Origin of the sequence: Modicisalibacter tunisiensis (genome assembly GCF_020148005.1) — a bacterium.
In the GTDB taxonomy this organism is placed as follows: Bacteria; Pseudomonadota; Gammaproteobacteria; order Pseudomonadales; family Halomonadaceae; genus Modicisalibacter; species Modicisalibacter tunisiensis.
The window spans coordinates 614,115-636,149 of record NZ_JAGXFD010000001.1; the positions used below are offsets into that span (position 1 = coordinate 614,115).

The window sequence follows — 22,035 nt, forward strand, 5'->3', positions numbered from 1 at the left end:
CGCCGCTGGAAGTTTATGCCGAAGTGCTCAAGAAATCCGTCGCCGGTCCGAGCACCCTTCAATAGCGTTGCACTTGGAACTTGAGACCGCCACCCTTCCCGCTGAAACCACGCTGGTAATCACACGGCGCAATCCCAGAGCCGTCGACCGCCTCGATGCCAGTCTTTTTAGACCACGCGAAGCGCAAGACACGTCTATTAGACGCCACCCTCCAATAGCCTCAGGCAACCAGCGGAAAATCCCTCCCATCATAGGGATTCAGGCGATACGGCGATATTCGCAGCCCGTCATGCAGAGCTGCATATCGCTGGGCAAGGGGGAGCCAGGGTCCCAATCCACAGCGCTACAAAAGGTGTCTCCAGGACAGGGTTTGCCGGTGTGGGCATGCCATAAAGGAAGCCCGGCCCCCCTGGGCTGGGGCCGGGCTTTCCTTAAGCGCTTAGAGCGCCGCCTTCCTTGCTTACCTTTCGCAGGCTTCCAGCCCGCGCATCCTTGGCAACCGGAGCCATCCTGGCTCGTCCTTCCATGAATTGGGCTTCCTGCCCAACGAGGCTCATTGTGCCAAAGCCACTCCGGCCTCTACATAACCTATGTTAGGTTTATTTGTAAGATATTGCCTACAAAATACTGGAGATCGCCGCGCCCCATCCTTGACCGTGCCCTCCCCCGGAAACCGGTCTGAATCGCTCATGCCATGACGTCACTCCGGACTCATCCCCTCACAACCTGCTACTCATGCATTCTGGGAAAAGGTCCTCCGCCCGGCCCGCCAGCCTCGCCTCGCCTCGCCTCGCCTCGCCTCGCCTCGATAGTCACATTACCTACAGAAACAAGGCGTTGTGATGAAGAATAGCCATTGCCCTCAGAACATCTTGCCGGGCAGCCACAGGGTCAGGACGGGAAGTGCCGCCAGCAGCACGAGCCGTAACACATCCGCCAGGATGAAGGGCAGGATGCCACGGATGACCATTCGCTGGGTCAGATGGGGCTGGGTTGCCTGGACCACGAACAGGTTCATGCCGATGGGCGGGGTGATCAGGCCGATCTCGGCCACCGTCACCACGAGCACGCCGAACCACACCATGTCGAAATCCAGCGAGGCCGCGACCGGCGCCAGGAACGGCACGGTCAGCAGGATCATCGACATGGCGTCCATGAAGCAGCCCAGGATGATGTAGAACAGCATGATCAGGACCAGCACCATGGCCGGCGACAGCCCGCTGGCCTCGATGCCGTCGATCAGCGCGCTGGGCAGCCCGGTGGTTTCCAGGAAATAGTTGAACAGCGACGCACCGATCAGAATGAAGAAGATCATTCCGGTCAGGCCCGCGGTTTCCCGCACCGCGCCCCACAGTGCCTGACGATCGAGCTCCCCGGAGAGCAGTGCCAGGCCGAAGGCGCCGACGGCGCCGACCGCGGCGGCCTCGGTGGGCGAGAACCAGCCCAGATAGATGCCCCCGATCACCAGCGCGAAGAGCAGCAGCACGCCCCAGACCCGACGCAGCGTGGCCAACCGGGTGCCCCACCCGGCCCTGGGCGCGGAAGGCGCCAGATGCGGGGCCATGCGGACCCGCACGATGATCGCCAGCCCATAGAGCACCGCGCCGATGATCCCGGGCAGGATGGCGCCGATGAACAGCTGGCCGATCGAGGTCTGGGTGAGGATGCCGTAGATCACCAGCAGGATGGAGGGTGGGATCAAGACCCCCAGCGTGCCGCCCGCGGCGATGGAAGCGGACGACAGCGAGCCGTCGTAGCCGCGTTTCTCCATCTCGGGGATTGCCACGCGCCCCATGGTCGCGACCGTGGCTAGGGACGATCCACAGATGGCGCCGAAGATCGCGCAGGCGCCGACCCCGGTGACGGCGAGCCCGCCACGCACATGGCCGAGGAAGCTGTTGACCATGTCGAACAGCGAGCGCGACAGCCCGGCCCGCGCGGCAAAGACGCCCATCATCACGAACAGCGGCACGACACTCAGCGAGTACGGGAAGATCGCCTCGAAGGGCGACGAGCCGAGAATGAAGCCGGCGCCCATGAGCCCGTTCAGCCACCAGAAGCCACCGACCCCCACCAGCGCCATGGCCACCGCGACCGGGAAGCCGAAGGCAATCAACACCAGCGTCAAGCCGAAACCGGCCAGACCGAGCATCGCGCCACTCATGAGGCGACCTCCGTGGAAACCGTCGGCTGGGGAGACGGCAGCAGGCCGAGCCCCGTCCCGACGATGGACAGGCCGACACCAAACAGCAGCGGCACCCAGTAGTAGAAGATCGGGATGCCCAGTTGCTGCGAACGATCACCGAACATGACCTGCTGCTGGAAGGTGGCGTAACAGAAGTACAGCATCATCCCCAGCAGCGCCATGGCCGCCAGCCCGGCGATGCCCCGCATCACGCTCGTCCACTGACGGGGCAGCGACTCGACGAGCAGATCCACGCCCACATGGGCCCCGGTCATGAAGGCGTAGGGAATGACCAGCCAGGCCCCGCCCAGCACGCACAACTGAACCAGATCGACCACCCCGGGCACGGGGTAACCGATCTGGCGGCCGATGATGTCGGCCACCGTCAGCAGCGCGGCCGCCGCATACGCCGCGACCCCGGTCACGGCGACCAGCGTGACCAGGGAGCGCAAGGCGGTTATCACATATCGCATAAACAGGGTCACCCTAAGGACGGCGGACCGTCACCCTGACGGGCACCGGTCCGCGCAAGGAGGCTCAGGAGGAGGCGTCTTGCTGCTTCTCGGCGAGCAGCTCGCGCATGCGCTCGTAGATCTCGCGCGCGTTGTCGACCCCGTGGTCGGCGGTCTCCTGAATATAGTGATCAATGGTGGGCTGCAGCGCCTCGCGCCAGCGCTCCCGCTCGGCGTCCGTCAGATGGGTGATGACATCGCCGGAGGCCACGGCTTCCTCGCGGCCGGCGGCGTCCCACTTGTCCCACCAGTCCCCGAACTTGGCCTCCAGCGACGCCCCCGACGCCTCGTCGATGCACGCCTGGACGTTCTCGGGCAGCGAGTCGTACTTGCGCTGATTCATCACGAAGAAGAACGGGACCGTATAGGCGCCGGCATCCAGGTGATAGTGGAGCACCTCGTTCAGGCCGAACGACTTCACCGGGTCCCAGGGGAACACGGTCCCGTCGATCACGTGCTTCTGAATGTTCTCGTAGACCTCGCCCGGCGGCAGGCCCTGCGGGGTGGCACCCAGTGCCGTGAGCATCTGCGAGACGGCGGGGCTGGGGGTGCGCAGGCGCAGTCCCTGCATGTCCTCCATGGTTTCCACCTTCTTGTCCGCCGTGTGGATGAGCCCGCCGTTATGGGCGAACAACGCGAGCACCTTGAGGCCACGATATTCAGGCGCCAGGTACTCGGGATACATCTCCCACAGCGTCTCGCTGGCAGCCCCGGCATCGCGCGTCATGAACGGCAATTCGATCAACGAGGTACGCGGGAAGCGCCCGCGGGGAATCCCCTGGAGGCCAAGTGCGATGTCCACAACACCGGCCAGCACCTGCTCCTGCTGCTTGGCGACATTGCCCAGCTGCGTCCCGCCCGGATAGATCTCGAACTGGACCTCGCCGTTGGTGCACTTTGTGACCTGCTCGGTCCAGGGCTCGATGAAGTCGGTATGGAGGCCATGCACGGGAGGCAGGTAATGGCTGACCTTGAGCGTGGTCTGGGCGGCGGCTTGCGACATCAGCAGCGTCGCGCCGATGGCAAGCGAGGCGAAGGTAAGCGTCTTGTTGTTCACAGGGTGCTCCTGATTGCTCCGCAGGCGCGGAGATGAGGTTGGTATTGTTGTTTGGCCGTCAGGGGCCGGGAGAAAGACGTTATCGACCCACTAGAGCCCCAGCACGAGCTTGCCGCGCTTCGCACGGGAGCAGCAGGTCATCATGCGCCGGCTGGCGGCTCGCTCGTCGGCGCTCAGGACCTTGTCGCGGTGATCCACCTCGCCCGCCATGACGGCTACCTCGCAGGTGCCGCACAGCCCCTCCTCGCAATCGCTGGGCACGTCGACACCGACCGCGCGCAGCGCCTGCAGCACGGTCTGGTCGGCGGCCACGGGGACGGTCAGTTCGGAGTCGCTCAATTCCACTTCGAAGGCCTGCTCCCGGCGGGGATCGAGGATCGCGTGACTCGCGCTGAAGTGCTCGACATGGATGGCATCCGCGTCGTCCCGGGTGAGCGCCGCCAGGGCATCGAGCAGACGCGCCGGGCCACAGGCATAGACCCGAGCCTCGCCGCGCCCGCCCACGACAGCCGGTAGATCGAGGCGCCGCCCCTCGTCCGCGGGGTACAGGCACAGCCGATCGCCATGATCTCGCTTCAGGCGCTCTAGCAGCGGCATGGAGCCCCGGGAACGGCCTGCGTAGTGAATGGCGTAGCGCTTGCCGAGCCGCTTGAGTCGATCCGCCATCGCGATGATCGGGGTGATACCGATGCCCCCGGCGATCAGCAGGTAGCCGTCGGCGGTCTCGTCCAGCCGGAAATGATTGCGCGGCCCCCGCAGGCGCACTCGGGTCTGCGGCTTGACCGTGTCATGAATAAGTCGGGAGCCGCCCCGCCCCGGTTCTTCGCGACGGATGGCGATCTCCAGGCGCTGTTCATCGTCCGGGTCGCCGCACAGGGAGTACTTGCGCGTGATGTCGCCCACGACCAGATCGATGTGCGCGCCGGGGGTCCAGCGCGGCAGCGGCCGACCGCGCGGATCTTCCAGCACCAGGCGGATGACGTCGGGCGTCTCGTGGATGACCCGAGTCACCACGGCCTCCCGCTCGGCATCGCGCCGGGAGGGCGCGCCCAGCGGGAAATCACGCCCCTGCTCCCGTAGCGAGTTGTCGCGGCGTTCGGGGTTACGGGCCGGGTCCCAGCGTACCCACAGATGCTCCGGACCACGGAACGAGGTGTTGGGCACGAAGGTGAATGTCTGGTCGGGAACCAGGGTCATGTGCGGCAGGCGACGCGTGAATTCTTCGAGGAAGATCCGCATCTCCAGGCGGGCGAGGTTTTTGCCCATGCACTGGTGGCTGCCGTAACCGAAGGTCAGGTGGTCGGTGGTGTTGTCCCGGTAGATGTCCAGCTCATCGGGGTTCTCGAAGTGCCGGCCGTCGTGGTTGGCCGAGGCGCTGACGATCAACAGCTTCGCCCCCTGGGGGATCGCCACGTCACCGACCTGCGTATCGGTCGTGGCGATACGCCGCCAGGCGGCCACCGACCCCGACAGACGCAGGCACTCTTCGACGGCATTGGGAATAAGGGACGGGTTGGCACACAGATCCTCCCAGACCGCGCGGTTTTCCAGCAGCAGGCGCAGCATGTTGGCGGTGGCATGCGCCGTGGTCTCGTGGGCGGCGACGATGCCGGCCATCATCATCGAATGCAGGTAGGAGTCGGTGACCACCTCCGGCAGTTCCTGCTGGCGACGAATGGCGTATTTCATCCAGCCATGGCCGGCAGGGTCCTGCCGCATCTTCTCCAGCACCTGGCCGGCATACTGCCAGAACTTGCCCACCGCCTCGGCGACGGCGACCTGCTCGTCCGGCGAGGGCCGCCCCCAGGTGTTCACGGTGTGGGCGATGGAGTACTCGCGAAGCGTGTCCATGTCTTCCTCGGGCACGCCGAGAAAGTGCAGCGCCACGGTCAGCGGGATCTCCCAGAGCATCTCATCGACCAGATCCGCCTCGCCTTTGTCGACCAGCCGATCCAGATACTCGCGCGTCAGGCGCCGCACCATGGGTTCGTGATGGGCCAGCTCCTCCAGCTCGAAGGACTTCATCAGGGCGCGGCGGCGCTCCATGTGGGCCGGCTCGTCCTCGTTGACCAGCGTGCGGTTCATGGCATAGCCGTAGCGCTGGAGCGTGTCCTGCGCGGCCTGGGTGGTCGGCGTGATCTTCTCCAGGGCGATGGACGGCGAGAACGTCCGGTTGTCGCGGAAGATGGCCTTCACGTCGGCGTAACGGCTGACCACCCAGTAGCCGAGCCGGGGACTGTAGAAGACCGGCTCCTGATCGCGGGACCAGCGCAGCGCCTCTGCCGGATCCAGCTGATAGTCGCTTTCGAAGGGGTCGAACGATGCCGCCTGCGGCGATACCGGGCAGCCGTTCGGCGCAGTATCGGGGGCATGAGAGGCGGCGTCGCGAAAAGGACAACGTCCTTCGTCGGCACGCGGCGAGGTCCGAGGCGTGGGCATGGCGAGTCTCGTTATTTACTTTTATTGAAAAGACTTGTTCCGTGAACGAACATAGGTAAGCCCTTGACCGGGGTCAAGGGGCGGACAGGTGATACCCTGGGCTCTCTAGCCCAAAGTCTAAGTTGCAGTTTCTGAACGGCGAGCCACGCACGATGAGTCAATTGCAAACCCTCGATCGGGGGCTCCACGCCCTCAGGATCATCGCCCGTCACCCGGGTGGCCTGAGCATTGCCGAGCTGGCGGAGGCGCTGGGTATCAACCGGGCGATCGTCTATCGCATCGTGGCGACGCTGGAGGCGAACGCCCTCGCCTATCGCCGGGAGGATGGGGCCATCTGTCTGGGTGGCGGGATCCTCGGCCTCGCCGCGCAATTTGAGCCGCAGCTGCGCAGCGTGGCCGAGCCCTTGCTGCGCCGCCTCGCCCGCGAGACGAACGCCACCGCCTACCTGTCGGCCGCGCAAGGCGACGAGTGCGTGGCCTTGATGGTGGCCGAGCCCGAAGAGGCGTTACTGCGCGTCGGCTATCGGGTGGGGAGCCGGCATCCCCTGACCATCGGTGCGGCGGGCATTGCCATCCTCTCGGCACGCCCCGAGTCCGAGTCGGACAGCGACGCAGTGCGCGACGCTCGCCGCCAGGGCTACAGCATCACCCGCGGGCAGCTCCAGCGCGGCGCCGTGGGCGTGGCCTGTCCGCTGTGCGATCCGGCATCACGCCCGGGGTTCGAAGGCAGTGTCGGGGTCGTTGCGCTGGACGACCTGAATGCCGACGCGGCGGCAAGCGCCGTTCAAGCCTGCGTGAAGCGACTCAATGGCCTGCTGGCATGACGAGACGGCGTGCCAGAGTCGGGGCAGGCGTCTGGCAAGGCGGGGCGCCGAGACCAAGACAGATCATCAGGGCGGCGCCCAGGCATCAGCAAGCCGGCTGACGGGCAAGGCGCCTTCAATGCCCCTTGTCGGCTCCCTTGCTGGAGCGGAACGCCCAGCCCGAGGCGGCGATCACCAGCGCGATGGCGATGCCCAGCTCGAGGATCGGCCGCCCCGCACCCAGCTTGACGGCGTTCTCCACGAACAGGATCACCAGCACGATGCCGGCCACCGTGACCAGCGAGTGCTTGAGTTCGGTGAAACTAGCTACCTGCAGAGGCCCGGGGCTTTCGAAGTCGGGGCGCAGGAACAGCCGATACATGCCGTGGGCCATGATCTGAAAACTTGCCGCGATCAGCAGCAGGTCCATCATCTTCAGCAGCCCCACGGCGCTTGCCTTGAGGGTATCGCCATCCCCGGCGCCGCCGGCCACCAGGGCCCACAGCGTCTGCAGCAGGCTCAGGCAGGCCAGAGCGTAGAGCACGAAGGCCGCCAGGATGGCCAGCACCACCGTGACATGAATCATCTGTCGGCTGCGCCGCAACCAGCGCTCGATCATGGCGGTACCTCGGGTATCAGGCTGTCCAGCCTGTTATGCCATCCCTGGTACGGAGGCGCCACTCTCGATGACCTACTCTCGATGATTTCGTGGCGAGCGCGTTACGCTCGAGCGGCGGGACGGCGGATCTGCTGCACCTGGATCTTGAGGTCCGGGCCACCACTCTGGAACACCGCCACGTTGACCTCCCCTCGCGGATTGACCCATTCCATCTGGTTGGAGCCGCTTTTCACCAGGCTATTGGCCTCGGCTGCCGTGGACGGCATTCCGCCATTGAGGGTGCGAATCACCGCCCATTCCGGCACCTTCCCCCGCAACGGACTACCCTGGGCCATGCGCAATATACGTAACCCGACATCCTGATCGTCGGCCAGAAGGTCGATATCCTTGATCGGCTTTCTGCCTCTCGATTTCCGAGAAAAGGCGTCGTCACTTTCGGCGTCATTCTCCTGCATGACCGTATCGAGATCCTCATTCAACTTAGAACAAAGAAAGGCAATCCCGATGAATGCCATCACGAAAAACGCCAGCATCACGGCCACGAATTCCCGCCGCGATAACGGCAGACCGGCGTAGACAGCAGGATTGAAGCGCATCACCACTGCCATGGCGCCGGGAATAAGCAACAGCGTAAAGCTCCAGCAGGCCACAACGGCTCGCTGCCGCACCTTGCGCGCCAGCATGGTGTTCCTCACTTTTCTTATATGGCATCTCTTATAGACGTCAGCGTGAGAAACAACAATTTCATCAACGTTTTATACTGTTTACTTGCGCATCCTTTTGTTAATTGCCGCACAAGGGAAGACGTCAGTCAGACATCCAGGTCTCGGAAGCCCGCCGGGCCCGCTCGGCGGCCGCCTTGCGCGCCCGATTGCGGCGGTAGAGACGCACCAGGGCGATGCTCAGTGCCGCCGTCAGCATCACCGCCAGGGTCACGCCCTGCCAGGGGCGCGCCGCATCGCCGAGCATGGTTTCCAGGGTGATGATGAGGATGAAACCCACGGCCTGACTGGCAATCGCCAGGGCGCGCAGGGTGTCGACTCGCTTTGCCATGGACACTCCGGGCGGCAGGACCGCCTCAAGCCAACGGAAATCAGGCTCCGGGCCACAGCCCGCAGGCGGCTCATTGTAGCCCGGCGTCACGCCGCTGGCGACGCGCGGCCGTCGATCCGCCCGTCAGCGGTACTTCTGGCTCCCGCAGGACGAGTTTCCTGCTCTTCCCAGGACAGTTTCCTCCGCGCGTCTGACGGTCTTATTCACGAAGGAAACCGCGTTTCCCGCCTCATGCCACTCTTCCATGCTTGTTTTGTATCCTTGTGTAACATCAGGAGGATGTCATGGCGATTCGCAGCTTCAAGATCGCGCCGGCCAACCTCGGCTCGGGCAGGCAGCTCAAGCAACCCGACTACTGGCTGCTGCTGGAAACCACCGGCGGCAAGATCCGCGAGGTCGACCGCTACCCCACCTATACCCAAGCTCTTCAGGCCAATCGCGCCCTGAGCGAGCCCCGGCTGCACTGACGTGCCGCCGGTGCCACTACCGGCAGCATCCCCGGCGGCCTGGCGCAGCGTCAGAGCGTCACACCAGGTCGCGCGGGATCGTCTCGTCCCAGGTCTTGGCGAACACCCGGCTCTCGCCCTCGTAGGCATCCAGGGTGGCACGCAGGCGGAAATGCTCGGCGTCCGAGGTCATCAGTGTGCGGGCCACGGTGTGCACCTGCCAGTCGCCACGGGCGAAGCTGCGACGCCATTCGGTCCAGCCGCTCAGGCTGTCGTAGTTGCCGTAGGCATAGCTGTAGCGCTCGGTGACCCGCACCGCGAGCTCGAGGTCGATGTCGTCGAGGCGGTAGGTGCCTTCATCGTTGATCACTTCCAGGGTGGTGCGGTCGTTGCCCAGGTCGCGGATCACCCGCCAGGCCTCCTGGCTGGGCTGGATCAGCGTACGCGCCAGCGGCGTCGCGCCCTCGGGCTCGGCGAAGGCGGGCAACGCCGCCTCCTCGTCCGGCTGCGGCTCGCGACACGGCAGGACCAGCCGGCACTCGGCCGGGTGCAGGGTCAGCTTGGCCGGGATCGGCGCCGGCCAGGCCAGCGGCCAGTAGCTGCTCGACAGCGACAGGCGGATCGCATGCCCCGCGGGGAACTGCTGGGCGATGTGCTTGAGCAGGACGCGTACCCGGTAGCGCCGGCCCGGCTCCAGCGGCTCGGGAAACTCGTCGCTGTCGCGATGGGTCAGGTTGAGCAGCCCGTAGGAGACTCGCGTCGCCTTGTCGTCCTCGCCGACATCGATCAGGCGCAGCGCGACCATCGCCACCGGCTGGTCGGCCTCCAGGTCGAGCTCCACCACCGGCTGGCCGCAGATCTCCAGTGGTGCCTCGAGCGGGGCGGTCTGGAAGATCAGCGCGCCGCCGTCCTCGTCGCGCTGGTCGTGGGGCAGGTCGGGCGGCGCGTTGTAGGAGCACCATTTGCCGGCATACAGGCCGACGAACAGCGGCGAACGGATCGTCAGGGGCACGTCGTCGAGCGCGCTGTCGGCACCGATCCGCGCCACCTCGGGCTCCAGGTCGTGACCGCTGGTGAGGCGAAACGGCGTCGGCACGATCCGCGGCGAGGGCCACTCGGGCTCGCTGACCCAGCGCCCCGGACGCACGTCATAGCGTGCCGAGGGCGGCACCGACTCCTGCATCCACACGCGCAGCATCGGTTCGTCCATGATCCCGGTATCGATGCCCTTCAACCAGTGGTCCCACCAGCGCAGTGCATCCTGCAAGAAGCCGATCGCCGGCCCCGGCACGCCCAGATGCGGGTACTTGTGCGCCCAGGGCCCCACCAGCCCCTTGCGCGGCACCTCGAGCCCGTCCAGCAGCCGGAATACCGCATTGCAGTAGCCGTCGGCCCAGCCGCTGATGGCATAGACCGGGCAGCGGATGCGCGAGAAGTCCTCGCATACCGAACCGTGCTTCCAGTAATCGTCGCGGCGCTGATGGGCCAGCCAGGTGGCCAGCCACAGCCCGCTGCCCTCGAGGCGCTCCATCCACATCTCGCGCCAGCGCTCGCCGACCAGCGCCGGATCCGGCGGGCAGGCGTTGGCGTCGAACATCGTCGAGGCCCAGGACAGGTTGTCACCCAGCAGGCAGCCGCCCATGTGATGGACGTCGTCGGCATAGCGGTCATCGGTGGAGCACAGGGTGATCACCGCCTTGAGCTCGGGCGGCTGCAGCGCGGCGATCTGCAGGCCGTTGAAGCCGCCCCAGGAGATGCCCACCATGCCGATGTCGCCGGTGCACCAGGGCTGTGCGGCGATCCATCGCAGCACCTCGACGCCGTCGTCGAGCTCCTGCTGCAGGTACTCGTCAGTGAGCACGCCATCCGACTCGCCGCTGCCGCGGATGTCCACCCGCACCCCGGCGTAGCCGTGCCCGGCCCAGTAGGGATGGGTCTGGGCGTCGCGGCTCGCAGTCAGATCGCGCTTGCGATAGGGCAGGTACTCGAGGATCGCCGGCACCGGATGGCGCTCGGCATCGACCGGCCGCCAGAGGCGTACCGCCAGCCGACAGCCGTCGCTCAGGGTGATCCAGGTCTCCTCCTCGTGAACCCGGTGCGAATAGGTCTCGACGATGCGCATCCGCTCCCCTCCTTTCCCGTGTCGTTGTCGCCCCGGTGTCAGCCGATGATGTCCTCGAACGCGAAGACCAGTTCCTCGGCCAGCCGGGCGTAGTTGGCCTCCAGCGCCTCGTCGCTGTCCGCGCCCATCCAGACCAGCGCCAGCGCATAGCTGTAGCTGTCCTGCTCGGGCAGCTCCGACAGCCGCATGCCCGGGGTGACCTGAAGCTCGATGTGGGTGCCGGGGAAGCGCCGCTCCAGCGCCGCGATCGCCTCGGGATCGGGAACGCTCACGATCGTGGCGTCGACGAAGAACACCCGGTAGAAGAACTTGCCGGCCACCGCGTACTCGCCCTCGCGATGAGGCATGTCGGGACGCTGGCCCAGCGCCAGGTCGACGGTGACCTGCTGATGGCTGACACCGTCGACCTTCTCGAACAGGTCGCAGTGCGACTGCGAGATGCGGGTATTGATCTCCAGCAGCCAGATGCGGTTCTGGACCTCGTCCCAGAAGAACTCGATGTTGAAGGCCGCGTTGTCGTAGCCAATGTGGGCCATGATCGTGCGGGTGAGTTCCTCCATCCGGCTCTGGATGCGCGCCGGCAGTCGCGACGGATAGCGGTAGCAGAAGAAGCTCAGCACCTGCGGATAGCGGATCGAGTCGACGATGCCGTAGGGCACCACCTCGCCCTCGAAGACATAGCCTTCCACCGTGCACTGCCAGCCGCCGATGATCTCTTCGGCCATGCAGTGGCCGCCGTCCACGGCACGCACCGCCTCGGGCAGGCTGGCCTGCTCGAGGACGAAGTTGAACGGCTCGGAGATCAGGCCGATCTCGTCGCGCAGCCGCCCGGTCGCCATGATGAAGTCCTCGGGGCTGTCGATGCGAAAGCCCAGCCGCGAGCCCGACGACTTGATCGGCTTGACGAAGAACGGGAAGTAGAGCCCCGCCTGGCCGATCTTCGACAGCGCCTCGTCGTCGAAGGGATCGAAGGCGGTGAAGCGCGGAATGTAGTTGCCGATCACCTCGCGCTGGACCAGCCGGCTCCAGTACTTGTGCTCGCACTTGAGCAGGCTCTCGAGACTCGCCGTGCGCGTGCCGAAGCGTTCGCAGAGCAGCGGCAGCATGGTCGACACCGGAAAGTCCATATAGCCGACGATGGCGTCCACCGGGCCGTCGAAGTCGCGCAGCGTGGCCTCGGCGCGCGACAGCATGTCCTCGATCGGAAAGACCTCGGTGTCGTAGACCTCGGCGGGTTCGATGACGCCGTGAAAGCGATAGTCCTGCGCGCCGCGCAGCTGCTCGAGACGCGCGCGATTGAAGTCGTTGAGTCCGACGACGAAGATGTTGCGCTGACCCATGGCAGCCTCCCGGGCGGCCCGCCAGGCCCGCCTCGCCGGCGAGGAGCTGAGAAAGGAACGCGCCACGGCAGGCAGCGGCCGGCGGCCGACCCTCGCCCCGTCGGCCGGCCGCGTCCCGGCGTGCAACGTTGAAGTCACGTTGTGCTCGGAAACGTCGTTCTCAGGATAGTCGCTCTCGCCGCGAACAGGGGAAATGCCGGGATAAAACCGTCACACGCCGGTTGGCACCCCACGGGCAATGACAATCCAGGGCGCGGGCCGTAGGCTGGTCGCTGGTCCCGACGCCGTCGCGCCGACGGTGCTCGTTCGGCCGCCCTGACCCTTGATCGCCCCAGGCTCTGCTCGACCGCCCATGAATGCCCTTGCCCTCGGCTCCTGGCTCGTCCCCCTGCCGCACCTCTACGCCGGACTGATCGCCGGCGGGGTGCTGGTCGCCGCCACCTGGCTGCTTGGCCTGCCGCGCCGACGCCGCGCCGCCTGGTTCGGCGGCGGCCTGGTCGGCGCCCTGCTCGCCGCCCGGCTGGGCCATGCGGCCCTGCATCCCGCGGCCACGCTCGCCGCACCGCTGGACCTGTTCCGCCCCTGGCTGCCGGGCTACCAGCCGCTCGCCGGCTGGCTGGGCGCGGCGGCCTGGAGTGCGTGGGCCCTGCGCGACCGCCGACGCCCCCGGCTCGCCGCCCAGGGGCTGCTCGTGGCCGCCGCCCTTGCCTGGCTGGGCCTGACGGCCTGGCAGCCGTTGGGGCGAGCCCCGACGCTGACCCACCTGCCCGACCTGGCCCTCGACACCCTCGAAGGGCGGAGCGTCACCCTCGCGCCCGCCGACGACCGGCCGCTGATCGTCACCCTCGTCCAGACGCGCTGCCGGGCCTGCCGGCATACGCTGCCCCGCCTGGCGGCACTCGCCGCGCGGGGCGAGGCCCGGGTGGCGGTGATCGCCGAGGGCGACAGCCTGCTCGCCGTCGGCCGCTATCTCGACCGGCACGGCCTCTCCCTGCCCCGGGTGCTGCTCGACCCGCACGAAAAGTGGCTGGCGCTGAGCCACGCCCCCGGGCTACCCGCGACCCTGGTGTTCGATCGCCACGGCCGCCGGGTGGCGAGCCACGCCGGGGAGCCGACACGGGCGCTGCTCGACAGCTGGACCCGGCTGGCTCAACGCTGAGGAACGAGAAAACGCGGGCGGCGCTTGGAACTCGTTCCCAAGCTTTCGGAACGATGGGCGCCGGGGGACAAGGCGAAGCGAGGGTCCTTTGCCATGGATGGCAAAGGTAGCGCCCAGGGAGGGGTTTACAGCGCCCTCGCGAAGCCTTGCCGCCGGAAAAGCCCATCCCGACGACCGGTTGTAAAAGGAGCGCTTAAGCCACCTGCCGCTTTGCGTTAGTATACGGCGCCCCATCGCCGGGCGGCCGGGACCGCAAGCCCGCCGGCCCGCAAGCCCCGATTTCTTCGAGCATTTAGGACACCATGAGCGACTTCATTCCCGGCCAGCGCTGGATCAGCGACGGCGAGGCCGAACTGGGCCTGGGTACCATCCTCAACGTCGATTTCCGCAGCGTCACCGTGCTCTTCGCCGCCAGCCAGGAAACCCGCACCTACAGCGCGCGTCAGGCACCGCTGACCCGCGTGGTCTTCGGCAGCGGCGATCACATCGAGTCCGCCGAGGGTGTCACCCTGACCGTCGACGACACCAAGGAAGTCGACGGCCTGGTGATCTATATCGGCATCGACGCCGCCGGCGAGTGGCACGAGCTCTCCGAGGCCAAGCTCTCCGACCGCATGCAGTTCAACCAGGCCCGCGATCGCCTGCTCACCGGCCAGGTCGACCGCAACGACTGGTTCGACCTGCGCTTTCGTACCCTGCATCACCACCACCGCATCAGCCAGAACCCGGCGCTGGGCCTGGCAGGGCCCAAGATCGACCTAATCCCCCACCAGCTCTATATCGCCGACGAGGTCTCGCGCCGCCATGCACCGCGCGTGCTGCTCGCCGACGAGGTGGGGCTGGGCAAGACCATCGAGGCCGGGCTGATCCTGCACCGCCTGCTGCTCACCGGGCGCGCCGAGCGGGCGCTGATCCTGGTGCCCGACAGCCTCACGCATCAGTGGCTGGTCGAGCTGCTGCGCCGCTTCGCCATCGAGGTCACCCTGCTCGACGAGCGCCAGAGCCAGGCCCACGGCGAGGCCAACCCCTTCGAGGCCGGCCAGCTGATCCTCGCCAGCCAGCAATGGCTGTTCGCCAACCCCCACCGCCAGAGCCAGGCCGAGGCCTGCGCCTGGGACCTGCTGATCGTCGACGAGGCGCATCACCTGGACTGGACGCCGGAGGAAACCGGGCCCGGCTACGCCTGCGTCGAGCGCCTGGCCGCCGTGGCGCCGGGGCTGCTGCTGCTCACCGCCACCCCCGAGCAGATGGGCCTGGAGAGCCACTTCGCCCGGCTGCGGCTGCTCGACCCCGACCGCTACCATGACCTCGAGCGCTTCCGCGCCGAGGAAGCCGGCTACGTGCGGGTCGCCGAGGCCATCGACGCCCTCGACGCCCTGCCCGGCGACGCCGCGGCGCTCGACACCGCCGCCACGGTCATCGACGACGCCGACAGCCGGGCGCTGCTCGACACCCTGGCCGACCCCGAGAGCGATAGCGCCCAGCGCGAGGCCGCGCGGACCCAGCTGCGTGACCAGCTGCTCGACCGCCACGGCACCGGCCGGGTGATGTTCCGCAACAGCCGGCGTCACGTCGGCGGCTTCCCCGAACGGCGCCTGCACGTCGCGCGCCTCGACCCGCCCTCGGCCTACCGCCGCGTGCTGCGCAAGCTCGCCCGCGACGAGGACTCCCTCGACGAGCTGCTGATCGAGACCGGACTCGACCACCCCGACGTGATGCTCTATCTCGACGCCACCTACCGGGCGCTGGACGACGACCCGCTCAACGGCGAACCCTGGTGGCAGATCGACCCGCGTGTCACCTGGCTGCTCGAGCGGCTCACCGAGATGGGCCGCGACAAGGCGCTGGTGATCGCCCACGACCGCCGGACCGCCACCGACCTGGCCGAGGCGCTGCGCGTGCTGGGCGGCGTCCACGCCCCGGTGTTCCACGAGGGGCTGACGCTGGTCGAGCGCGACCGCGCCGCCGCCGACTTCGCCGACGCGGAGGACGGCAGCCAGCTGCTGATCTGCTCGGAGATCGGCTCGGAAGGGCGCAACTTCCAGTTCTGCCGCCATCTGGTGATGTTCGACCTGCCCCAGCATCCCGACCAGCTCGAGCAGCGCATCGGCCGCCTGGACCGCATCGGCCAGCGCCACGCCATCGAGATCCACGTGCCGGTGTTCGCCGACAGCCCCGGCGAGCGGCTGCTGCGCTGGTACCGGGAAGGCATGGATGCCTTCAGCGCGCCCCACGGCGTGGGCAGCGAGCTGTTCGACGCCTTCGGCGACGAGCTGGCCGAATCGCTGCTCGACGACGAGGCCCTCGCCGAGGTGATCGACGAGACCCGCGCGCTGTTCGACGCCAAGCTGGCCGAACGCAACGCCGGACGCAACCGCCTACTCGAGCTCAACGCCTGCCGCAACGAGCGCGCCGATGCCGTCGCCACGGCGATCCGCGAGCTCGACGCGGACCGCGCCCTGCCGCGCTACCTGGACCAGGCGCTGGACATCTTCGGTGTCGACAGCCAGGACCTGGGCGGCGAACTGCTGCACCTGCGCGCCGGCCCGCAGATGCTCGACGGCCTGCCGGGGCTGGTGAAGGGCGAGGAAGGCTTCACCGCCACCCGCTCCCGCGAGCGCGCCCTGGCCCGTGACGACGTCCAGCACCTCTCCTGGGAGCACCCGCTGGTCCGCGAGATCATGGAGCGCATCCTCGACGGCACCCTGGGCAACACGGCACTGGCGCTGCTCGATCATCCCGCCATCCCGCCCGGCCGGGTGCTCACCGAGCTGGTCTTCTGCACCCACTGCCCGGCGCCCACGCACCTGCACGTGGACCGCTTCCTGCCGCCCACGGCGATCCGCGTGCTGCTCGACGAATCCGGCGCCAACCTGGCCGACAAGGTCTCGTTCACCGGACTGGCCAAGAACCTGCAGAAGGTCAAGAAGGCAGTGGCCCGCGACCTGATCAAGTCACGCCACGAACAGCTCCGCGACCTGCTGACCCGCGGCGAGAGCGAGGCCGAGCGCGAGCTGCCGACCATCCTCGAGGCCGCCCAGAGCCGCATGCGCGAACGCCTCGACGGCGAGCTGACCCGCCTGCAGGCGCTGGCCCGCCACAACCCCTCGGTGCGTCAGGACGAACTCGACGCCCTGCGCGACGAGCGCGCGGCCCTCGACACCGCCATCGAGGGCGCGCGGCTGCGCCTCGACGCGGTGCGGGTGATCGTGACGGTGGACAAGGAAACTCGACGCTAATATCACGTCGTTGCGGGAGCGAGTTCATCCGCGACAGGCAAGCCCCGGGGCTCCGTCCTCGGGGATGAATCCCCTCCCACAAGCAGCCATCGAGACATCTTCCCTGTGGGCATTGTGGGAGCGACGTCAGTCGCGACGCTTGCCCCGCGAAAGGATCGCGGCGAGCGCGGCGTCCAGCGTCTCGTAGTCGAAGCGAAAGCCGGCATCGAGCAGCCGGCGCGGGCGCATGTCCGCGCCGGTAAGCAGCAGTCGCGCCATCTCGCCCAGCGCCAGCTCGAGCAGCCTGCCCGGCACCGGCAGCAGCGCCGGGCGATGCAGCCGCTGCGCCAGAGTGCGGGTGAACTCGGCGTTGGTGACCGGGTGCGGGGCCGAGGCGTTGAACGGCCCGTCAAGGTCGTCCCGCGCAAGCAGGAACTCGATGCTGCGCACGTGATCCTCGCGGTGGATCCACGGCATGAACTGGCGGCCATCGCCGAAGCGCCCCCCAAGGCCCAGCCGGAACGGCGGCAGCATCTTCGCCAGGGTGCCGCCGCCGGCATCCAGCACCAGCCCGGTGCGCAGCAGCGCCACCCGCACGCCGGTCGACTCGGCCTCGCGGGCCGCCGCCTCCCACTCGGCGCACAGCCGGTGGGCGAACTCGTCGTGGGGCGGCGTGTCCTCGTCCACGACCCGCTCGCCCTGAGCACCGTAATAGCCCATCGCCGAGCCCGAGACCATCACCCGGGGCGGCGTGTCGGCCGAGCGGCACAGCGTCACCAGCTCGCGGGTGATGGTGACCCGGGAGTCGACCAGGCGCCGCTTCTGTGCCGCGCTCCAGCGCTTGTCGGCGATCGGCTCGCCGGCCAGGTTGACGATCGCCTCGACGCCGGCATCGCGGAAGTCGAGCACCCGGGAGCGGATCGCGGTCGCCGACGGCAGCACCCGGGCCGCCGCCTCGGGGTCCCGGGACACCACCGACAGCGTGTGGCCGGCCGCGGCCAGCCGCTCGGCGAGCCGACGTCCCACGAAGCCGGTCCCGCCGGTCATCAACACATGCATCGGGCCTCCTTGGCTCGGCTGAAGCCGAGTTATACAGACGTTGTACGCTTTGCTAGTCTAGTCGGCGCAGTGCGCCGCCGACCACCTGCTCGGCGGCCTCTTTCGCCCCGCACAGGAGAGCCTCGCATGACGGTCGCCCCGCTTGCCATCATCGGTGCCGGCATCGCCGGTCTGGCCTGCGCCCGCGCACTCGTCGACCAGGGCCGGGCCGTGCAGCTCTTCGACAAGGCCCGCGGCCCCGGCGGCCGCCTGGCCAACCGTCGCATCGGCGAGACGGTCTTCGACCTCGGCGCCCAGCACTTCACCGCGCGCCACCCGACGTTTCGCCGGGCCCTGAGCGCCTGGCGGGATGCCGGCCTCGTCGCCCCCTGGCCGACCCGCCCGTGGCGGGTCAGCGCCGATGGATGGCAGCCGGCGAGCGCCGCCGAACGCTTCACCGCCGTGCCGCGCATGAGTGCTCTGGCCCGGCATCTGGCACAGGGGCTCGATGTCCACACCGGGCAGCGAATCACCGCCCTGCAATCGACCCGTGACGGCTGGTGGCTCGAGACGGAGTCCGGCGCGCACCATGGCCCCTTCGCCGGCGTGGTGCTGGCGCTGCCGACGCCCCAGGCCGCCGCGCTGCTCGGCCCGGTCGCCCCCGAACTGGCGGCGGCCTGCACGCAACGCCCGATGACACCCTGCTGGGCCGCCTGCGTGCGGTTTTCCACGCCACTGCCGGCACTCGACGCCCCGGCCCCGGACTGGCAGACGGCGGCCTTTCTGACGGGCCCGACGCGGACGCTGCATCGTGCCATCCGCAATCACACCAGGCCCGGCCGCCACGCCCAGGGCGAGAGCCTGACCCTGCTCGCCGATGTGGCCTGGAGTGTCGAGCACCTGGAGGACGACCCCGCCACGGTGGCCGACGCCCTGCTCGCCGCCTTCGCCGCGCAGTACCCCGCGCCCCTGCCCGCCGCCGAGTGCCTGACGGCGCACCGCTGGCGCTACGCCCAGCCGGCCGCGGCGGACACCGGCGGATCCGGCTATCGGCTGGGGGCGGACGGCCTGGCGCTGTGCGGCGATGCCTGGCGGAACGGGCGCATCGAGGACGCCTGGCTGTCCGGCCACGCCCTGGGCCATCACCTGGCCACCCATTCCGCCGACAAGGAGAACCTGCATGCATGATGCCCTGATCCTGCTCGCCCACGGGTCCCGCGACCCGCGCTGGCGCGCCCCCTTCGACAGCCTGGGCGAGGGCCTGGCCGAACGCCTCGAACGCCCGCTGCGCCTGGCCTACATGGAACTCTGCGAGCCGTCGCTGGACAGTGTCGCCGCCGAACTGGCCGCCGCCGGCTGCCGCCGCGCCGAGATCCTGCCGCTGTTCTTCGCCGCGGGCCGCCACCTGCGCGAGGACGTCCCCGGCCAGCTCGAGCGCCTGAACGCCGAGCACCCCGACCTTGCACTAACGCTGCTGCCGCCGGTGGGTGAGCATCCCGCCTTCGTCGACGCCCTGGCAATGATCATCGAGAGTCGCGCACACCCCACGGCGTCGCGATAGAATGAACGCGGATACGATTTGTACAACGCGGTTGCCTTGTACAACTATCTCCCCCATTCTGTAAATGACAACGGCCTCCGGGAGGCGTGCCTTGTCGTTGGACTGCAAGAGGCCCGAGTGCGCATGAGTGACAAATCAACGGATCCGACCGGCGCTCCGCTGTATCCGATTCGCGAAGTTTCCCGCCTGACCGGGGTCAACTCCGTCACCCTGCGGGCCTGGGAGCGACGCTACGGCCTGATCCGCCCTCAGCGCACCCCCAAGGGGCACCGCCTCTACGCCCGCGACGACATTCAGCGCGTCGAACGCATCCTGCAGTGGCTCAACCGCGGCGTACCGGTCAGCCAGGTCCGCGACCTGCTCGACCAGCCCGAGACGCCCCCCGAGCCGGTCGCCGACGACGGCGGCGACTGGGAGGCCCAGCGCCGCCAGCTGCTGGCCGGCATCGAAGCCCTCGACGGCGCCCGGCTGGAATCGTTGTTCAATCAGGGGCTGGCGCTCTACCCCGTTGCCACCTGCCTGCACGAATTGTGGGAGCCGCTGATCGGTGAACTCGAGGAGCGCTGGGGCGACCAGTTGGGCGCCGGCCTGCAACGCCAGTTCCTGAGCGCCTTCCTGCGCACGCGCATCGGCACGCGGCTCTACCACGCCAACCTCCGCGCCAGCGGCGGCCTGATCGTGGTCGCCTGCCTGCCCGACGACCCCGGCTCGCTGTGGTCGCTGCTGTTTGCCCTGGCCGCCGGCGATGCCGGCTATCGAGTGCAGCTGTTCGATGCGCCGCTGCCCCAGGGGGACTGGCCGCTGGCGGTGGAACGCCTGCGCCCGTCCGCCGTGGTGATGCTCAGCGGCCGAGCCGAGCGCAACGAGCTTGTACGCCGCCAGCTGCCGCGGCTCGCCGACCAACTGCCGGTGCCGGTGTGCCTGGCCGGGCCGGTGACCCGTATCCGCGCCGGCGACATCGAGGCCACCGCCCTGGCCTCGCTGGGCGACCAGCCCAGCCAGGCGCTCGACCGGCTGCGCCCGCTGATCGGCTGATTTCACGTCTTCCCGGAAGGAGCCCCCATGGCCCGCCAACTCGTCTGGTTCCGCAGCGACCTGCGCACTCTCGACAACTCGGCGTTGGCCGCCGCGGCCAGCCGCGGGCCGGTAATCGCGGTGTTTTTGCACTGCCCGGCGCAGTGGCAGGCCCATGGCCACGGCGCCAACAAGGTCGACTTCCTGCGTCGCGGCGTGGCGGCGCTCGGCGATACCCTGGCCGGCTACAACATTCCGCTGCTGCAGCGCGACATCGGCGACTTCTCGGCCACCGCCGAGACCCTGCTGGCCATCGCCCGCGAGCATGACGTCGCCGCGCTGCACTTCAACCGCGAATACCCGCTGAACGAAGCCCGCCGCGACGCCGCCGTACAGGCAGCCTTCCACGCCGCCGGACTGGCCAGCCACGCCTGGACCGACGCCGTGGCCTTCGAGCCCGGCGAGCTGCTGACCGGCCAGGGCCACTACTACAGCGTCTTCACCCCGTTCGCCAAGGCCTGGCAGCGCCAGGTCGACGCCGGGCGGCTGGCCCTGCGCGACGCACCGTCCGTGCAGGCCGCGTTGCCGATCGCCGCCGAGGCGCTGCCGGACGCGCCACGGCTGGCCGATACCCCGGTCGACGCCCGGCACTGGCCCGCCGGCGAAACGGCTGCCGCCGACCGGCTGGCGCGATTTTTGCGCTACCGAGCGCGCCACTACCATGAACAACGCGACCTGCCGGCCATCGCCGGCACCAGCGAACTCTCGCCCTACCTGGCGCTGGGCATGCTCTCCCACCGCCAGTGCCTGCAGGCGGCGATGGCGGAAAACGACGGGCATCTCGGCGACGGCGACGCAGGCCTCACCGGCTGGGTCAACGAACTGATCTGGCGCGAGTTCTACCAGCATATCGTGGTCGGCTTCCCCGAGGTCTGCCGCCACCGTCCCTTCCAGCGCCACACCGAGGCCCTCGCCTGGCGCGACGACGACGCGGCCTTCCGCGCCTGGTGCGAGGGGCGCACCGGCTACCCGCTGGTCGACGCGGCGATGCGCCAGCTGGTCCAGACCGGCTGGATGCACAACCGCCTGCGCATGGTCACCGCCATGTTCCTGACCAAGCACCTGTTGATCGACTGGCGGCGCGGCGAGGCCTTCTTCCTGCGCCACCTGATCGACGGCGAGTTCGCCGCCAACAACGGCGGCTGGCAGTGGGCGGCCTCCACCGGCACCGATGCGGCGCCCTACTTCCGCCTCTTCAATCCCACCACCCAGTCGCGGCGCTTCGACCCCGACGGGCGCTTTCTCGCCGCATACCTGCCCGAGCTCGCCGAGCTACCCGCGAAGGCCCGGCACGCCCCACCCCGCGACGCCCTGGGAGCGGCCGACTATCCGCCGCCGATCGTCGACCACAAGGCGGCCCGGGAGCGAGCCCTGGCGGCCTTCAAGGCCCTGCCCAGGAGCTAGATGAG

The 22,035-nt window shown here is 68.4% G+C and carries 18 protein-coding genes; 8 read left to right on the forward strand and 10 right to left on the reverse strand.

Annotation, left to right across the window (positions count from 1 at the left end; genetic code table 11):
- Positions 1–862: 862 nt before the first annotated feature.
- The 4 genes from KGQ91_RS02855 to KGQ91_RS02870 form a co-directional block, all read right to left on the reverse strand.
- Complete coding sequence (locus KGQ91_RS02855; RefSeq protein ID WP_163650610.1) at positions 863–2,164, reverse strand: TRAP transporter large permease; 1,302 nt, start codon at positions 2,162–2,164, stop codon at positions 863–865.
- Complete coding sequence (locus KGQ91_RS02860; RefSeq protein WP_163650611.1) at positions 2,161–2,658, reverse strand: TRAP transporter small permease; 498 nt, start codon at positions 2,656–2,658, stop codon at positions 2,161–2,163. Before KGQ91_RS02860 ends, KGQ91_RS02855 begins: the two co-directional genes overlap by 4 nt.
- A gap of 64 nt (positions 2,659–2,722) precedes the next feature.
- Positions 2,723–3,754, reverse strand: a complete 1,032-nt coding sequence (locus tag KGQ91_RS02865) for a TRAP transporter substrate-binding protein (RefSeq protein WP_224420196.1) — start codon at positions 3,752–3,754, stop codon at positions 2,723–2,725.
- A gap of 90 nt (positions 3,755–3,844) precedes the next feature.
- Positions 3,845–6,193, reverse strand: a complete 2,349-nt coding sequence (locus tag KGQ91_RS02870) for a cytochrome P450/oxidoreductase (protein ID WP_224420197.1) — start codon at positions 6,191–6,193, stop codon at positions 3,845–3,847.
- A gap of 152 nt (positions 6,194–6,345) precedes the next feature.
- Here KGQ91_RS02870 and KGQ91_RS02875 point away from each other — a divergent pair, with 152 nt between their 5' ends.
- A complete protein-coding gene (locus tag KGQ91_RS02875) occupies positions 6,346–7,017 on the forward strand; it encodes an IclR family transcriptional regulator (protein WP_224420198.1) in 672 nt (223 codons plus the stop codon).
- 115 nt (positions 7,018–7,132) lie between these two features.
- Here the strand turns inward: KGQ91_RS02875 and KGQ91_RS02880 are convergent, their stop codons facing one another.
- From KGQ91_RS02880 to KGQ91_RS02890, 3 genes are all read right to left on the reverse strand, one after another.
- On the reverse strand, positions 7,133–7,615 hold the full coding sequence (locus tag KGQ91_RS02880; RefSeq protein ID WP_224420199.1) for a YqhA family protein: 483 nt from the start codon (positions 7,613–7,615) through the stop codon (positions 7,133–7,135).
- A gap of 101 nt (positions 7,616–7,716) precedes the next feature.
- Positions 7,717–8,298 carry a hypothetical protein gene (locus tag KGQ91_RS02885; RefSeq protein ID WP_224420200.1) on the reverse strand — a complete coding sequence of 194 codons (582 nt, stop codon included), beginning with the start codon at positions 8,296–8,298 and terminating at the stop codon, positions 7,717–7,719.
- A gap of 124 nt (positions 8,299–8,422) precedes the next feature.
- Complete coding sequence (locus KGQ91_RS02890) at positions 8,423–8,668, reverse strand: hypothetical protein (protein ID WP_163650616.1); 246 nt, start codon at positions 8,666–8,668, stop codon at positions 8,423–8,425.
- 284 nt (positions 8,669–8,952) lie between these two features.
- Between KGQ91_RS02890 and KGQ91_RS02895 the strand changes: the two genes are divergently transcribed.
- Positions 8,953–9,135, forward strand: coding sequence for a hypothetical protein (locus KGQ91_RS02895; RefSeq protein WP_224420201.1), 183 nt, complete (start codon positions 8,953–8,955; stop codon positions 9,133–9,135).
- Between the two features lie 58 nt (positions 9,136–9,193).
- Here the strand turns inward: KGQ91_RS02895 and KGQ91_RS02900 are convergent, their stop codons facing one another.
- Positions 9,194–11,236, reverse strand: coding sequence for a CocE/NonD family hydrolase (locus KGQ91_RS02900; RefSeq protein WP_224420202.1), 2,043 nt, complete (start codon positions 11,234–11,236; stop codon positions 9,194–9,196).
- A gap of 38 nt (positions 11,237–11,274) precedes the next feature.
- Positions 11,275–12,576, reverse strand: coding sequence for an ATP-grasp domain-containing protein (locus tag KGQ91_RS02905; protein ID WP_224416363.1), 1,302 nt, complete (start codon positions 12,574–12,576; stop codon positions 11,275–11,277).
- A gap of 352 nt (positions 12,577–12,928) precedes the next feature.
- Here KGQ91_RS02905 and KGQ91_RS02910 point away from each other — a divergent pair, with 352 nt between their 5' ends.
- Positions 12,929–13,735: a TlpA family protein disulfide reductase gene (locus KGQ91_RS02910; protein WP_224420203.1), complete on the forward strand. Its 807-nt coding sequence runs from the start codon at positions 12,929–12,931 to the stop codon at positions 13,733–13,735.
- 302 nt (positions 13,736–14,037) lie between these two features.
- The gene (gene rapA, locus KGQ91_RS02915) at positions 14,038–16,974 is read left to right on the forward strand and encodes an RNA polymerase-associated protein RapA (protein WP_224420204.1); all 2,937 of its coding nucleotides are present in this window, start codon (positions 14,038–14,040) and stop codon (positions 16,972–16,974) included.
- Positions 16,975–17,100: 126 nt separating this feature from the next.
- On the opposite strand, the gene KGQ91_RS02920 is transcribed toward rapA, so the two are convergent.
- On the reverse strand, positions 17,101–18,012 hold the full coding sequence (locus KGQ91_RS02920) for a TIGR01777 family oxidoreductase (RefSeq protein ID WP_224420205.1): 912 nt from the start codon (positions 18,010–18,012) through the stop codon (positions 17,101–17,103).
- Positions 18,013–18,138: 126 nt separating this feature from the next.
- On the opposite strand from KGQ91_RS02920, the gene KGQ91_RS02925 reads away from it, so the two are divergent.
- The 4 genes from KGQ91_RS02925 to phrB all read left to right on the forward strand — a co-directional run bounded on the left by KGQ91_RS02925 (position 18,139) and on the right by phrB (position 22,030).
- On the forward strand, positions 18,139–19,179 hold the full coding sequence (locus KGQ91_RS02925; protein ID WP_163650623.1) for an NAD(P)/FAD-dependent oxidoreductase: 1,041 nt from the start codon (positions 18,139–18,141) through the stop codon (positions 19,177–19,179).
- Entirely contained in the window at positions 19,172–19,552 is a 381-nt protein-coding gene (locus KGQ91_RS02930; protein ID WP_224416360.1) for a sirohydrochlorin chelatase, read from the forward strand. The genes KGQ91_RS02925 and KGQ91_RS02930 overlap by 8 nt, the downstream gene beginning before the upstream one ends.
- Positions 19,553–19,675: 123 nt before the next feature.
- Positions 19,676–20,587 carry a MerR family transcriptional regulator gene (locus KGQ91_RS02935; protein ID WP_224420206.1) on the forward strand — a complete coding sequence of 304 codons (912 nt, stop codon included), beginning with the start codon at positions 19,676–19,678 and terminating at the stop codon, positions 20,585–20,587.
- Between the two features lie 27 nt (positions 20,588–20,614).
- Positions 20,615–22,030 carry a deoxyribodipyrimidine photo-lyase gene (gene phrB / locus KGQ91_RS02940; RefSeq protein ID WP_224420207.1) on the forward strand — a complete coding sequence of 472 codons (1,416 nt, stop codon included), beginning with the start codon at positions 20,615–20,617 and terminating at the stop codon, positions 22,028–22,030.
- Positions 22,031–22,035 lie beyond the last annotated feature (5 nt).

Bases quoted from the DNA above. Each gene is read 5' to 3' on its own strand.
- KGQ91_RS02875 (WP_224420198.1), top strand. From the start codon at position 6,346: ATGAGTCAATTGCAAACCCTCGATCGGGGGCTCCACGCCCTCAGGATC.
- KGQ91_RS02930 (WP_224416360.1), top strand. From the start codon at position 19,172: ATGCATGATGCCCTGATCCTGCTCGCCCACGGGTCCCGCGACCCGCGC.
- KGQ91_RS02925 (WP_163650623.1), top strand. From the start codon at position 18,139: ATGACGGTCGCCCCGCTTGCCATCATCGGTGCCGGCATCGCCGGTCTG.
- KGQ91_RS02885 (WP_224420200.1), bottom strand. From the start codon at position 8,298: ATGCTGGCGCGCAAGGTGCGGCAGCGAGCCGTTGTGGCCTGCTGGAGC.
- KGQ91_RS02895 (WP_224420201.1), top strand. From the start codon at position 8,953: ATGGCGATTCGCAGCTTCAAGATCGCGCCGGCCAACCTCGGCTCGGGC.
- KGQ91_RS02860 (WP_163650611.1), bottom strand. From the start codon at position 2,658: ATGCGATATGTGATAACCGCCTTGCGCTCCCTGGTCACGCTGGTCGCC.
- KGQ91_RS02855 (WP_163650610.1), bottom strand. From the start codon at position 2,164: ATGAGTGGCGCGATGCTCGGTCTGGCCGGTTTCGGCTTGACGCTGGTG.
- KGQ91_RS02935 (WP_224420206.1), top strand. From the start codon at position 19,676: ATGAGTGACAAATCAACGGATCCGACCGGCGCTCCGCTGTATCCGATT.
- KGQ91_RS02870 (WP_224420197.1), bottom strand. From the start codon at position 6,193: ATGCCCACGCCTCGGACCTCGCCGCGTGCCGACGAAGGACGTTGTCCT.
- KGQ91_RS02900 (WP_224420202.1), bottom strand. From the start codon at position 11,236: ATGCGCATCGTCGAGACCTATTCGCACCGGGTTCACGAGGAGGAGACC.
- KGQ91_RS02910 (WP_224420203.1), top strand. From the start codon at position 12,929: ATGAATGCCCTTGCCCTCGGCTCCTGGCTCGTCCCCCTGCCGCACCTC.
- KGQ91_RS02920 (WP_224420205.1), bottom strand. From the start codon at position 18,012: ATGCATGTGTTGATGACCGGCGGGACCGGCTTCGTGGGACGTCGGCTC.
- KGQ91_RS02880 (WP_224420199.1), bottom strand. From the start codon at position 7,615: ATGATCGAGCGCTGGTTGCGGCGCAGCCGACAGATGATTCATGTCACG.
- KGQ91_RS02890 (WP_163650616.1), bottom strand. From the start codon at position 8,668: ATGGCAAAGCGAGTCGACACCCTGCGCGCCCTGGCGATTGCCAGTCAG.
- phrB (WP_224420207.1), top strand. From the start codon at position 20,615: ATGGCCCGCCAACTCGTCTGGTTCCGCAGCGACCTGCGCACTCTCGAC.
- KGQ91_RS02905 (WP_224416363.1), bottom strand. From the start codon at position 12,576: ATGGGTCAGCGCAACATCTTCGTCGTCGGACTCAACGACTTCAATCGC.
- rapA (WP_224420204.1), top strand. From the start codon at position 14,038: ATGAGCGACTTCATTCCCGGCCAGCGCTGGATCAGCGACGGCGAGGCC.